The organism is Pseudochrobactrum sp. XF203 (assembly GCF_020341615.1).
GTDB classification, from domain to species: domain Bacteria; phylum Pseudomonadota; class Alphaproteobacteria; order Rhizobiales; family Rhizobiaceae; genus Pseudochrobactrum; species Pseudochrobactrum saccharolyticum.
The window spans coordinates 3,048,717-3,061,867 of the sequence record NZ_CP084392.1; the positions used below are offsets into that span (position 1 = coordinate 3,048,717).

15 protein-coding genes and 1 pseudogene are annotated in these 13,151 nt (G+C 57.4%); 5 read left to right on the forward strand and 11 right to left on the reverse strand.

Features of this window, described 5'->3' with window-relative positions; all coding sequences use genetic code 11:
* Nucleotides 1-26 precede the first annotated feature (26 nt).
* Both LDL70_RS13890 and LDL70_RS13895 read right to left on the reverse strand, forming a co-directional pair.
* A complete protein-coding gene (locus LDL70_RS13890) occupies nt 27-515 on the reverse strand; it encodes a hypothetical protein (RefSeq protein WP_225685320.1) in 489 nt (162 codons plus the stop codon).
* Nucleotides 516-715: 200 nt separating this feature from the next.
* Nucleotides 716-1,279, reverse strand: coding sequence for a recombinase family protein (locus LDL70_RS13895; RefSeq protein ID WP_225685321.1), 564 nt, complete (start codon nt 1,277-1,279; stop codon nt 716-718).
* A 204-nt stretch (nt 1,280-1,483) separates the two neighbouring features.
* Here LDL70_RS13895 and LDL70_RS13900 point away from each other — a divergent pair, with 204 nt between their 5' ends.
* The 4 genes from LDL70_RS13900 (at nt 1,484) to LDL70_RS13920 (ending at nt 5,321) form a co-directional block, all read left to right on the forward strand.
* Entirely contained in the window at nt 1,484-2,092 is a 609-nt protein-coding gene (locus LDL70_RS13900) for a hypothetical protein (protein WP_225685322.1), read from the forward strand.
* A gap of 206 nt (nt 2,093-2,298) precedes the next feature.
* Complete coding sequence (gene dcm / locus LDL70_RS13910; RefSeq protein ID WP_304651002.1) at nt 2,299-3,552, forward strand: DNA (cytosine-5-)-methyltransferase; 1,254 nt, start codon at nt 2,299-2,301, stop codon at nt 3,550-3,552.
* Nucleotides 3,527-4,051, forward strand: a complete 525-nt coding sequence (locus LDL70_RS13915) for a very short patch repair endonuclease (RefSeq protein WP_225685323.1) — start codon at nt 3,527-3,529, stop codon at nt 4,049-4,051. The genes dcm and LDL70_RS13915 overlap by 26 nt, the downstream gene beginning before the upstream one ends.
* Nucleotides 3,966-5,321, forward strand: a complete 1,356-nt coding sequence (locus LDL70_RS13920) for an MvaI/BcnI family restriction endonuclease (protein WP_225685324.1) — start codon at nt 3,966-3,968, stop codon at nt 5,319-5,321. The genes LDL70_RS13915 and LDL70_RS13920 overlap by 86 nt, the downstream gene beginning before the upstream one ends.
* Before the next feature lie 126 nt (nt 5,322-5,447).
* On the opposite strand, the gene LDL70_RS13925 is transcribed toward LDL70_RS13920, so the two are convergent.
* From LDL70_RS13925 to trbG, 7 genes are all read right to left on the reverse strand, one after another.
* Nucleotides 5,448-7,154 (reverse strand): recombinase family protein, encoded by a 1,707-nt coding sequence (locus LDL70_RS13925; RefSeq protein WP_225685325.1) that lies wholly within the window; start codon nt 7,152-7,154, stop codon nt 5,448-5,450.
* The gene (locus LDL70_RS13930) at nt 7,151-7,537 is read right to left on the reverse strand and encodes a helix-turn-helix domain-containing protein (RefSeq protein ID WP_023516013.1); all 387 of its coding nucleotides are present in this window, start codon (nt 7,535-7,537) and stop codon (nt 7,151-7,153) included. Before LDL70_RS13930 ends, LDL70_RS13925 begins: the two co-directional genes overlap by 4 nt.
* Complete coding sequence (locus tag LDL70_RS13935; protein WP_023516014.1) at nt 7,534-7,887, reverse strand: DUF6516 family protein; 354 nt, start codon at nt 7,885-7,887, stop codon at nt 7,534-7,536. The genes LDL70_RS13930 and LDL70_RS13935 overlap by 4 nt, the downstream gene beginning before the upstream one ends.
* Nucleotides 7,884-8,207: a hypothetical protein gene (locus LDL70_RS13940; RefSeq protein ID WP_023516015.1), complete on the reverse strand. Its 324-nt coding sequence runs from the start codon at nt 8,205-8,207 to the stop codon at nt 7,884-7,886. Before LDL70_RS13940 ends, LDL70_RS13935 begins: the two co-directional genes overlap by 4 nt.
* Before the next feature lie 135 nt (nt 8,208-8,342).
* Nucleotides 8,343-8,564 (reverse strand): DUF2274 domain-containing protein, encoded by a 222-nt coding sequence (locus LDL70_RS13945; protein WP_047581001.1) that lies wholly within the window; start codon nt 8,562-8,564, stop codon nt 8,343-8,345.
* A gap of 2 nt (nt 8,565-8,566) precedes the next feature.
* A complete protein-coding gene (locus LDL70_RS13950) occupies nt 8,567-9,694 on the reverse strand; it encodes a TrbI/VirB10 family protein (protein ID WP_023516017.1) in 1,128 nt (375 codons plus the stop codon).
* On the reverse strand, nt 9,691-10,686 hold the full coding sequence (gene trbG, locus LDL70_RS13955; RefSeq protein WP_037405078.1) for a P-type conjugative transfer protein TrbG: 996 nt from the start codon (nt 10,684-10,686) through the stop codon (nt 9,691-9,693). The genes LDL70_RS13950 and trbG overlap by 4 nt, the downstream gene beginning before the upstream one ends.
* An 18-nt stretch (nt 10,687-10,704) precedes the next feature.
* On the opposite strand from trbG, the gene LDL70_RS13960 reads away from it, so the two are divergent.
* Nucleotides 10,705-11,082, forward strand: coding sequence for a nuclear transport factor 2 family protein (locus tag LDL70_RS13960; protein WP_024269984.1), 378 nt, complete (start codon nt 10,705-10,707; stop codon nt 11,080-11,082).
* A 5-nt stretch (nt 11,083-11,087) separates the two neighbouring features.
* On the opposite strand, the gene trbF is transcribed toward LDL70_RS13960, so the two are convergent.
* Both trbF and trbL read right to left on the reverse strand, forming a co-directional pair.
* Nucleotides 11,088-11,777, reverse strand: coding sequence for a conjugal transfer protein TrbF (trbF, locus tag LDL70_RS13965; protein WP_023514515.1), 690 nt, complete (start codon nt 11,775-11,777; stop codon nt 11,088-11,090).
* A pseudogene (gene trbL, locus LDL70_RS13970) lies at nt 11,774-13,151 on the reverse strand (P-type conjugative transfer protein TrbL). The gene trbF and the pseudogene trbL overlap by 4 nt, the downstream one beginning before the upstream one ends.

Below are 13,151 nucleotides of genomic sequence, written 5' to 3' on the forward strand. Positions count from 1 at the left end.
CGTACTCGCTCCCTGTGTTACATTGATTATATAGTAGCGTTGTCTGAAAGCCACTCCTCCAGCCTTATTATCAACTCCGGCTGAAGGCGCGTCCCCCGAAATAAAGCCATACCCAAAGACGCATTCAAACGAGGAAAGCCCATCTCAGCCATTACATCCCCCATTTTGAGACCACGTTTGAACATGATTTCACGTATGCGGGTTGCTACTGCTGGAACAAGCCGTCGATCAATGGTGATTGGTGTTGAGGACATTGAAACCACGGAAGTTGGTAGCTTGCTTTTTATCTCCGACTGAAGCCACTTCAAAAACTCACGCTGCTCCGGTCGGTCTGCTTTGCTCCAAGCATTTTTCAGTTCTTGCAGTCGCGTTCGTGTTCTCTTGATACCAGCAGCAATTGCAGCGTCCGTGACGGTTCGGTATTTTCCAGCTTTTAGCTCGCTGTAAATTATTGGATGTCTCCGTTTGAGCAAATCTTCATAATAAGCAGCATCACGCACTGGTTTCTTGGACATTCATCCCTCTGCACTATCTAATCTAGATCAAGCTCCAGATACTCGACGCGCATTTGGCACGCTCATTGCTAATCTGCAACCGCATATCCAATAGATTAGCCCTGAGGTTAGTAGTGTGCATGATGGAGAAAGTTACATTAAAGCAATAAACTCTGCCCATGACTCGTTGTGTGTCAACCAGAGCGCATTAAACGCTCATCCTACGAAGCATCTTGCTTAAGTATCCGGGTAAGACTTCGTGGGTGAATATTGTAGTCCGCTGCAACGTCCGAAACCGTCCGGCCATGTTTTTCAATCGCCATACGTGCAGCAATTCTATCAGAGTCCGTGAGTGAAGGTTTTCGGCCGATCCTGCTACCTCTCGCACGCGCAACTCTCATCCCTGCTTTAGTGCGTTCGCTGATAATTGCACGCTCAAATTCAGCCATAGCCCCCATAATATGAAAGGTAAGCCGACCGCCAGACGTTGAAGTATCTATTGCCTCGGTCAGTGAATGAAATTCAATTCTCTTCGCGGCGAGATCATTGATCAATGTGATCAGATCAACCAATGAGCGCCCGAGCCGATCAAGTCGCCAAACAACTAGCATATCTCCGGCGCGTAATGAATTCAGCGTTTGATTAAGTCCCGGCCGTTCAAATCCAGCACCGGAAATACCGTGATCGCTAAAAATCTCGGTGCATTCAGCTCGTTCCAACGCAGCCATTTGAAGATCAAGATTTTGATCGCTGGTCGATACACGACAATAGCCAATTTTTCGCAATCTGACTGCCCTCACTTTTAGCTCATATCAAGCACATTTACTTGACGGGTCAGAAGCCATCATAGGCACTAAGCCATTGACTAAAAGGAACCTTTTTGTGTGAGCGGGGTTTTCTGTTGACCACAGAAGACCTGCCAAAGGAAATCAGCAGGTTACTATGAAGGCGAAATAATCGGGTCAGTTATTGCGGAAGGGTTCCCTTTTGTGCAGCCAAACATCATGATTGCAAGACATATGAAGCTCGTTTCGTTAGCACTGACAGCCTTTACAATTACTCTCGGCACCATGAACGCTTCAAACGCCGAACAAGTAAACATCCCGCTGTTTCTGGAGGCACCAACGGCAGAAACGACAATCGATGCACTCAGAGTGAGCTTCCGCAGTGAACTGGTCGACCAAAACCTGACAGAACGCACAACAACAGAACGACCACGTGTCTCGCTGTCGTGCAACGACAAAAAATTACAGGTTCTCCATCTTTATATACCAAGAGATTTAAACCCTTGGAAATCGCTCACGGAAAGCTTCAGCACAAAAGGCGAAGTGAAATCTGTCAGTGCGTTTTCCGTCTTCATCGGAAGCGTATTCGCGGCAAATATTGGAGAAGGTCTTGATATCTCAATGGATGTTGGCAGCACGGCCGCAGGCATTGGCCGTTCTTGGTATGATGGAATGCCAATCACGATAGACATCCCATCTGCCGGTGATCTGCCGGCACTAAATATCGTTCTATTTGGAGCTGAGCCAAGACCACATTTCAGAACTGAAATGGCTGCTGCAATTAAGGCCTGTGAAATCCTATCCGGTTCATGACCTGATTTATGTATCGGAATGCGTAATCTGGTTCTATGTCCTCAGACGGTCGTCTGGATATTGCAAATAAATGCTGCAATATGACGATTGCAGCCAGTTGTTTATACAAACTCAGGTATCCACATCTAACTTCTCTATCTGCACAAATGCCCCAAACTCCAGCTTGTTAGCTTGCACGCCCTCATGCAGGGATACTTCTTAGCGCAATGATAAAAAAATTCCTGGAGACTGCTTTGAAAACAGATTTTGAAACGCTTTTGCATAGAGCAGGCTATTCTGTATCAACAGCAGCTAAAGCACTAGGTTACTCGGAAAGTCAAATTTACCGCTGGTTGCGCGGTGAAGACGCCCCCCGTGACAGTATTACTCGCTTACTCGAACTTGAGGCTAGTGCTCGTTGCAAAACAGCCTCGTCAGCTGGAGATTTTAGTTTCATTGATTTGTTCGCAGGGATTGGGGGCTTGCGTAAAGCAATGGAAACAGCTGGTGGACGTTGCGTATTCACTTCAGAGTGGGACAAATATGCCCAAAAAACATACTTGGCAAACTATCCTGACAATCGTCCAATAGCTGGCGATATCCGCGAGGTTGATGCCAAAGATATCCCGGACCATGATGTCTTAGTCGCGGGTTTTCCATGCCAGCCCTTCTCATTGGCTGGCGTTTCAAAGAAGAATGCTCTTGGACGTAAACACGGATTTCTGGATGAGACCCAAGGAACGCTTTTCTTTGATGTTTTGCGCATTTTAATGCACCACAGGCCCACAGCCTTTCTTTTGGAGAATGTCAAAAACCTTTGTAGCCATGACAAGGGGCGCACCTTCGAAGTTATCCGCCGTAGTCTTCAGGATGAACTTGGGTATCATATCCATACCAAAGTAATTGATGCGGCCCACTTTGTCCCTCAACACAGACAAAGGATCGTTATCGTTGGCTTTAGGGAAGATACTCCATTTTCATTCGATGATATGATTTTGCCTGAGCGGGGAAGCCGCCGCTTAAATACAATTCTGCACCCGGAGAATGGAACAGAGCAGCCCGAAGGGCACTTCACTTGTGGACCTGATGCCTCTGTAAATGAGAAATATATACTGACCGAGAAACTCTGGGCGTATCTACAAGCTTATGCCGAAAAACATCGCCTAAAAGGCAACGGTTTCGGCTTCGGATTAGTCACCAAAGACAGTATTTCCCGCACCTTGTCAGCCAGATACTATAAAGATGGCTCTGAGATTTTGGTAAGCCGCGGCTCTGGAAAGCGTCCCCGCAGGTTAACTCCCAGAGAATGCGCACGCTTGATGGGATACAATGATACTTTTCGTATTCCGGTATCCGATACTCAAGCTTATAAGCAATTCGGAAATTCAGTTGCAGTGCCCGTATTTGCTGAAGTGGCCCGTATCATGCGCCCTCATATTTTGAGCCAGATAAACCATGAAGAGTTTCAAAAAACCGGATGATGACCTTGTCTCTGCCGCACGCAGCCGGAATATGGCAGCTATACGCAGTAAGAATACAAAACCGGAGTTACTGATCAGGAAAGCTTTGCATGCTAAAGGCGCACGCTACAAGCTGCATGATATCAATCTCCCGGGTAAACCTGATCTCGTTTTTCCAAAATATCATGCTGCCCTATTTGTAAATGGGTGCTTTTGGCACGGCCATAATTGCCCGGTTTTTCACTGGCCCCAAACACGGACTGACTTCTGGCAAGACAAAATAGAAAAAAATATAATACGTGGTCAAAGCACACTAGCTGCACTGAACAGCTCGGGCTGGCGTGTTTGCACCATTTGGGAATGCGCACTAAAGGGCAAAAACAGGTTGATTTTTCATGAGGTTATTGACTCTGTGATGAATTGGCTTTCCTCTGATGTCAAAGATATTTGCATCGAAGGTAAAAAACTTGTCCAATCCGCTTGTTGCTCTACTGAACCAAATGGCCGCACACGGTGCTGAACGATTTTACGCCAAACGTCTCGCCCCAAATGACAACTCAAAGAACCAAGTTTATTTAGGCGGTGGTTTCTCAGCGCTAAACATTATTCCTCATGGTCCTATTGAAGATGATGTCAGCAACATAGCCGGAAGCGTTAGAGACAGAGCCAAAGCTTCAGTCCGTTTTTTCTGGCTTGATGAGCAAGGACTATCACCTGCTCCAAATGCCCAGCTCATTCTTTATCCGAAATATCCTGAAGTGCGTATGTCCGGCTTTCTTCTTAGAGCTGAACGAGCGCCTTCAGAACTGATGCGCTCCCGTGATGAAGGGCGAGTATTGTTTTTAGGCATATGTGAAGATGGGCGTGTGCTCGGGCAAGTTGCTCCCCATTACGCCCCGGCAGCCCAGACATTAGGCTCAATAAATGATCTCCCATCCTCCGGAGTCTTCCTAAATCTGGACAGCATCCGGTTAGGAGCTGATCCAAAAGCAGTATTACTGGCAGAGTTGCGCCGCATACACGAAAAAGGATGGATTGCGTCACAAAAGCTCGGTGTTAACGGCACACCTGCTCCCTACACAGCTCGTAACGGTGGCGGATACACTCTTGAGGCAGAGCTTGGAATTTCTCCTAACGGTTATTCTGAGCCCGATTTTATGGGCTGGGAAGTAAAACAATACGCTGTGGGAGACTTCATCACCTTCCGGGCGAAAGGTCCTGTTACACTATTAACACCAGAACCTACCGGCGGCTTTTATCGTGACGAAGGTGCTGAAGCTTTTGTGAGGCGTTTTGGGTATGCAGATAAATCCGGTAAAATTGGGCGTCTGAATTTCGGAGGAATCTACAGCACTCAGCACGATTTTCACAAAGATACGGGTCTCGCACTTAAGCTACAAGGCTTTGATATTGCTACAGGTAAAATTACAGACATGGACGGTGCTATTACTCTTGTCGATCAAAATGATACCATAGCCGCAACATGGGGCTTTAAAGGGATAATATCACATTGGAATCGTAAACATGCCATGGCTGCCTACGTTCCCTCAATTCACCGCACAGCTCCTGTAGAGTATAGTTACGGAAATAAAGTGACACTGTGTGAGGGAACCGACGTTTTATTGCTTTTAACAGCTCTATCCACCGGTAAAATTTATTATGATCCAGCAATTAAATTAGAAAACATGGATAGTGCCAAACCAGCACTTAAAAGACGAAGCCAATTCCGGGTAAAACACAGTGATCTGACCAGCCTCTACCAAACACACGCAACACACTCATTTGAATAGAGCGGTATTTATCGTAGAGCGAAAGGCCACTTTTCCGGCACGATACATCCACAAGGCTGTTTTAAAGGTTTACTTCAGGCTGAGACAAAAACCACTATCTCAGGCATTGAGCTGACATATCACACATCAAAGATAGGTCTTTCTCCCAAGACCCCGCACTCGAAATGCGGCGTGGGGGCAACTCCATCGTGGGTTCGAATCCCACCCCCTCCGCCACTTCGGTATAAAACCGGGAACGCCGATTCCCGCCGATTTCCCTCCTTTTGTGGCTATCAGCGCCCTCAACAGCGTGTTTTTGCTGCCGTTGATGTAGATCGCATCGTCCCCGACCTCGACATGCTGGGCGAAAGCCCGGACGTGATCCCGCCGATAACCGCCCTTTCCGAGCCGAAGCCCGGTCCGCGCTTCGCTCGCCAGCTCCCGCACGGCCGCGCCTGTGAGGCCCTTATGGGCCGAGCTTTTCAGCATGGCCTCGGTCCTTACGGCGTCGGCCCGTGCCTGATCCCGTATCGCCGTAAGGCCCGCGATGCGTTCGCCGAGGGCGGATTCGGCCGGGTCGAGCGAACCCGCCTCGATAGCCTCGTAGAGCCGCTTTAGCCGCATATCGGCCTCGGCCGCGCGCTGGTTCAACTCGGTGATGTGCTGGCTGCGCCGCTCGACGCTCTCCTGCCGGCGATCCAGCAGCGAGGCGAGCACGTCTTCGATCCGCTCGGGGTCCAGCAGCCTTTCCTCGATGTGGCTGACCACGATGCGGTCCAGCTTGTCCATCGGGATCGCGCGGCCCTTGCAGCCGGTTTCGCCCTGCCGTGCCCGGATCGAACAGGCATAGTAGCGGTAGCGGCCGTTCTTGCCCGTGCGCAGCGTCATGGCCCCACCGCAATTGCCGCAATAGCAAATGCCGGTCAGCAGGTTCGGGCCGCTGACGACGCGCGGCGGCGTCACCTTCGGATTGTTGACCTGCAACCGCTTCTGCACCGCCTCGAATATCTCAAGGTCGATCAGCGGCGGCACCGCGACGGTGACGACTTCTTCCTCGGGCTTCACCTCGCCTTTCTTGGACCGGCGGTTGAACCGATGTTCGCCGATATAGGTGCGGCGGGTCAGGACGCGGTGAAGCTGGCCGATGCCCCAACGTCCGCCGCTGCGGGTGAACATGCGGTTCCTGTTGAGGTAGCTGACGATGTTCTTGACGCCCATGGGGCCGGACGTGCCGTCGCCTTCCAATGCTAGGCGGAAGATCATCCGCACGGTGTCGGCGTGCAGCGGGTCGATTTCCAGCTTCTTCTTCATCTTCGTGCCGCGCTGCTCGGCATCGACGACGCGGTAGCCGATGGGCGGCAGCGAGCCATTCCAGAAGCCTTGCCGCGCGTTCTCCTTCAAGGCGCGCAGGACGTGCTTGGCGTTCTCCTTCGACTGGTATTCGTCGAACAGTGACATGATCCGCCGCATCATCTGGTGGATCGGATCGTCGCCAAGCTCCTGCGTCATGGATACGAGCTTGACGCCGTTCTTCGCCAGCTTCCGGTAGTAGTATTCCATTTCAAATTCGTCGCGGAAGAACCGCGAGAAGCTATGCACCACCACCACGTCGAACGCTGGCGGCTTCGACGTGCCGGCTTCGATCATGCGCTGGAACTCGGGGCGGCGGTCGTTGGTCGCCGATGCGCCCGGCTCGATGAAGGTTTCCACAAGCTGATAACCGCGAGACTCGCAATAGGCTTCGCCCTGCCGCTTCTGGTCGGGGATCGACACGTCATGCTCGGCTTGCCGCGCCGTCGAGACGCGCAGATAGAGCGCGGCGCGCAGGGCGACGTGTGGGGAATGAATGTTCATAGCGCGCCTCCTTTCGCCGCGCGGCGTTCGAGCAAGGGCAACGCCAGTTCAACACGGTCATGGACAACCTTGGGCGCGAGCTTGCGGCCTTCCTTCTCCAAGCGGACAAGGCCGTAGCTCTCCATCGTCTTCATGGTGCGTGACAGGTTGGATAAGGCCCGGCCGGTGATCTCCGAAAGTTCCTCCAGCGAGGCCGGAGCTTTCTCGGCGATGACGCGCAGCAGTTCGCGGTTCCCGGCCGACAGCACCTTGGCGAAGGATTCGGTTGATGTGAACCACACCTTCGGATCGTCCGCCGCCGGCTTTTCCTCGCCGCGCGCGATCCGCATGGTGCGGGCCTTCATCTCGTCGTAGCCGGCAATCCCAACTTTCAATGTGGTCATAGGGCACCTCGCTCCTTCAATACCGCGTCCACCGCCTGCCAGAAGTCGGCCAGCAGCGTGGCCGCATCCTCGTAGGCGTAGGGCTTCACGGTCTGGAGGCGGTGTCGATGGTCCATCGGCTCGCCCCTCCTGCCTCGGCCGACCGGATGGGCATTATCGAAGCCGACCAGCCGTTCGCCCGAAGGCCCGTGAAGCGTGAGCGAGTAATCGAGGCCGCGCGGCTTTTCCGGCGATGCCGGAACGCGGGTGATAACGAACTTCACCCAATGGCCGCCCTCGGGATCGACAACGAGCACCTGTCCGTCGAGGTCCAGAAGCGTGTCGAGGCTCGGGTCACGTTCCTCGCTCATGACTTATCCTTATCACTTTCTGATAAGTATGGCAAGGATTTATTCTCGGCTTCAAGGTCGATTGGGCCGAAAAGGCGGTCGAGCACATGACCGAAATACCGCTCGAAGATTTGTAGTTCTTCCTCGGTGATCGGCACCTTTTCGGGCCAGTCGTCGAAGACCGGCAGCGTCTCAACATCGACGATGCGAAGCGGCGAGCTGCGGCGTTCCCGGCCGTCTGGCGTGGGTTCGTCGGCGTAGTCGAAAAGATCGTCGGGAAGTGCTTCGGGGACCGGGTGTCGCGGTCGCCCTTTGCGGGCGCGGCGGCGCTCTGCGCACATGGAATCCTCCTTGGTTCTGGTGGATTCCGGGGCGCAATAGGCCCCGGAATTAGGCGAACCATGGAGGGCAGTCGGCGGCCTGTAGCGTGCCGCATTTGCGTCTATGCGCTGGCGGCACCCCTGCCGGGATGGGACTTAGTTGGCGGCTCGCCGCGCTCTCGCAAACCCCCGATCCGTTGCGATGAACCGCTCCAGCATCGGCACGATGAGCCTGACGGGATCGGCGACAGGCTGGCCCGTCTCGCGCGCCAGCACTTCGGCATAAGCGACCAGATCGCGGTGGAGCGGCGCGGGCAACTCCACCGTCACCTTGACGGGCTTGTCGTCTGGCAGCGGGCCGAGTTTCAGCTTGGTCATGGTCAACCTCCTGCCGGCTCGAACACAAGATCGCGGGTGACGATAATCCTGACCGGAAAGCCGGGCCGGATCGTCAGCGTCGGCGCGACCTGCAACTGGCGTTGGACGATCTGCTGGCCGGCCTGATTGACGGTATCCTGCGCCCCGTCGCGGATGGCGCGGATCAGCCGGTCCTCGTCGCTGGTCGCCAGCTCGGTGCCGACTGCGAGCAGCGTGGACAGCCCTGCGGCCTTCATCAGATCCCACCAATGATAATCGACGCCATCCTCAAGGCCAGCATAGCCGCTGGCGTCCGCGCCCGGCAGGCGTTCCAGAACGATGGACCGGCCGCCCGGCAGGATCAGGCGATTCCAGACCAGCAACACGCGACGCTGGCCGAAGGTCACGCCGTCATTGTATTGGCCGATGATGCGGGTGCCTTGCGGGATCAGCAGCAGCGAGCCGGTCGGGCTGTCATAGACGTTCTCCGTCACCTGCGCGGTGATCTGGCCGGGCAGATCGGAACGGATGCCGGTTATCAGCGCAGCGGGGATCACGGCCCCGGCCTGAAGGATGTAGGGCGATGCCGGCGGCGCAACGCGATCCGGGGCGACGGTCTGCCGGTCCACGGGTCCATTGAGAAATGCCGCGTGGCGATCCTGTGTCGCGGGCTGCCCGCCGAGGCCAAGCCCGGCAAGGCCGGGCATGGCGGTGCCGGCTGGCGCTCCCCTGCGGGGGCCGGACTGGAAAAAGACGTTGCTCAAGCGCGCGGCTTCTTCCTCGGCCCTGCGGCGTTCTTCCTCTGGATCGACGGCGGGCGTCGTGATTGCCGGCGTTACAATGGGCTGCCCCCGGTTCTGCGCGTCGAGGATCGGGCGGCCGAGGTCGCCGGGTAGCGCCGGGCCGAGCGCCGGGCCGCTATAGTCGCGCGGCAGGCCAGACAATCCGTCCGCCGTGGGGCGGTTCTCGGTCGAATAGAGTTCGTCCCCTCCCGGTCCTGCATCGCGGGTCTGGAGCGCATAGATCAGCGCCCCGCCGATGCCGAGAAGCGCGACGGCTCCGACGCCTGCCAGCATCTTGCGCGATAGGCGCGTGACACGGGGCGTTTCGGCGCGCAGGCGCATGGGGGCGGCGGTATCGGTATCGCTCATGAGGACGATCCTCCCGTGGTCGTGCTGGCTGGCTCTGCTGCGGCCTGCGTCGGGTTGGTGCGGACGATCCTGACGACCTGCTGGCGGTTGCCGCTGCCAAGGCGCAACTCGGCCGCGCCGAACAGGCGGTCCACGATCAGGACGTTCTGGTGGATGCGGGAATTGACGATCTGCGGCTCGCCGTTCGCGCCAAGCACGAAGATCGGCGGCATTTCGCCCTGCACAATCCCGGCCGGGAAGACGACATAGACGCGGCGTCCATCGTCGAACACCGAAACCGGCCGCCATGGCGGGCTGTCGCCCTGCACCTGCAAGCCATAGCGATAGTTCCGCGCAGCCTCGGCCGGGATGATTGGCGCGGCCGGGACGGCGCGGCGCTGGCCGGGCGTTGCGGGATAGGACCATGCGACGGAAGGCATGTAGAGCGATTCCCGCGCGCGCAGTTCGATCATGTAGGTGCGTCGGTCGGTGGTGACGACAAGGTTGGTGGAAATGTCCGGCCGTGTCGGCTTCACGAGGATATGGACACGGCGGTTCGCACCGCTGCCGCTCTCGGTGTCGCCGATGATCCAGCGGGCGGTGTCGCCGGCTGCAATCGGCCCCGCGCCGGTCAGACTCTCGCCCGGCTCCAGCGCAATGGTCGTGATCTGCCCGACTGCGGCATAGACCTGATAGAGCGCGCCTTCGCTCCACGGATATATCTGGATGGCGTTGTAGTAGCCTTCCCGGCGCGGCTCGACGCGGGCGGCGGCATTGGCGTTCTCGACGCGGCCGGTTGGCGTGCCTGCGGCGGTGCCGCCGCGCGCCACGGTCCATGCCGGGGGCACATGCAGCGGCCGAGGCGTGTTGTCGGTTGCCGCCACCTGCACGGTCGGCAGCGGCGGCACGCTGGCGTCGTAGCTGAATTGCGGCGTCCGGTTGGTCGCGCAGCCTGCCAAAGTAATTGCCACCGCCGACGCAAAAATCGCATAGGTTAGCGACTTCAGGATCAGTAAGGAGGAACCGACAGAATGGATTCTGTGCCGACGATTGTTGCCCGGTATATCGACGCCTACAACAGGATGAATGTTCAGGCGATGCTCGACTGCCTGTCGGGCGACGTTCGGTTTATCAACAGATCGAACGGAGAGATGACGAACGAAACGCACGGGATCGAGGCATTTCGCGCGCTGGCGGAACAGGGCGTCCAGTTGTTTGCTGAAAGAGAACAGACGATCCTCGACTGCATCGCCATAGACGACCGTGCAGCGGTGCGCATCGGCTATCGCGCCAAGGTCAAAACCGATCTGCCCAACGGCTGGAAGGCCGGGCAGGAGATCGAGATGACGGGCACCTCGTTCTTCATGATCTCCGAGGGGAAGATCAGCGAAGTGATTGATGCAAGCTGACGCTTTCATTGGCTCATCTCCCGCGACCACGAAATTGCATTGACGTATATTCCCAACGGATTGGCGCGCAGGCGCTCGGCGTCGCGCGGGGGCTGGATGACGATGGTGAGAATAGCCGTCCATCGTTCGGTCGTGGAAAGCTGGCCGTTCTCGAAATGCCTTTCCGTCCACGCCACGCGGAAGCTGTTGGGCGAGGCCCGGATGACGCTCGACACCTCGACGGCGACTTGGCTCCGGCCGACGCGGGTGAAGGGATCATTGGTGCGGGCGTAGTCGTTCAATGCCGCCGCACCGCGATCCGTGGTCCACTCATAGGCGCGAAGCCAGTTCTGGCGGACAATGATCGCGTCGGCCGGGATCGCGCGGACCTGCTCGATGAAGCGGCCGAGATGGAACGCGATCTGCGGATCGGTCGGGCGATAGTCGGCGCTCGCGGGGGCGACGGTCTGCGCCTGACCGAGATTATCGACCTGAACGACCCAAGGCACCACGGTCCCACGTGCGGACTGCCAGACCAGCGCCGAGGCAAAGCCGGCCGAAAGGATCAGGGAGCCGAAGGCCATGAGCCTCCAGTTCCTCGCCTGCACGCGGGCCGAGCCGATACGCTCGTCCCATGCCTGCGCGGCCTTCTGATAGGGCGTCTCGGGTTCGGGCGATTTGCCGTAATGGGTTGCTGGTCGTTTGAAGATGCTCATGAGCGGTCACTTTCGGAAAGGTTGACGGAGGAACCGGAGCCGTGGCTGTCGCCGGAGCGGACGGCATGGGCGGTCATGGTGGTGCCATGGTTCATGGCCTGCCGGCGCTGCATCCGCTGCGCCCAAGCCGGAGGACCGCCGGCCGGGCTGGATGGCGCGGCTGCGGGATCGGCACTCGCACCGCCGACCGTGCCCATGGTGGAGCTGCCGCCAGTCGCGCCGAAGCCGGCCTTTACGCCAGCGGAGAAGCTGGATTTGACGCTTTCGCTTGCGCGGGATGTTGCGCTGGAGGCTGCGCGTTTGAGCGGCGAGACGGCGGCCGAGCCTGCCGCTCGGGCGACACCGCCGAGGCCGGAGGCAACGCCCGCCGCGCCGGACTGGCCGAGCGAGCCGACGCTATAGGCAGCGGTCGCCGCGCCGCGCGGTCGCGCCGCGGACGGCCGCGGCCCCACCGGACAGCAGCAGCGCCGCCCTTCGCGGCAAGCATGGCCCGCCGCCAGCCGCCGCGCCGCCGGCAAGCACCATGCCGCCAGCGGCGAGGCCCGTGCCAACGGCCGCGCCTGCGCCGAGTTGCGGCCCGCCCGAAACGATGCCGTTGGCGATACCGGGGCCGAAGATGCCGAGGCCAAGCAGCGACAGCGCGGCGAGCACAATCGCCATCGCGTCGTCGATGGTCGGGGTCGCCCCGCCGAAACCGGCCGTGAATTGCGAGAACAGTGTCGAGCCGATGCCGATGATGACGGCGAGGACCAAGACCTTGATGCCGGACGACACTACGTTGCCAAGCACCTTTTCAGCCATGAAGGCGGTCTTGCCGAACAACCCGAACGGGATCAGCACAAAGCCGGCTAGCGTCACCAGTTTGAACTCGATCAGCGTCACGAAAAGCTGGATCGCCAAAATGAAAAAGGCCAGCACCACAAGCGCCCATGCGAACAGCAGGCAAGCGATCTGGATGAAATTCTCGAAAAAGCTGATCCAGCCCATCAGGTCGGAAATGGAATCGAGCAGCGGACGGCCGGCGTCGAGGCCGGTCTGCGCGACGCGGCCCGGCCGCATCAGATCGGTGACAGAAAAGCCGGTGCCCGACGCCATGAGGCCAAGGCCGGCGAAGCTCTCGAAGACGATCCGGGCGAGGTTGTTCCAGTTAGAAATGATGTAGGCGAAGACGCCGACGAACAGCGTCTTTTTCACCAAGCGCGCGATGATGTCGTCATCCGCGCCCCATGCCCAAAAGAGCGCGGCGAGCGTCACGTCGATCACGATCAGGGTGGTGGCGATGAAGGCGACCTCGCCGCCGAGCAGGCCGAAACCGCTGTCGATGTAGGAGGTGAATACGCCTAGAAAAGAGTCGATGACGCCCGTGTTGCCCAT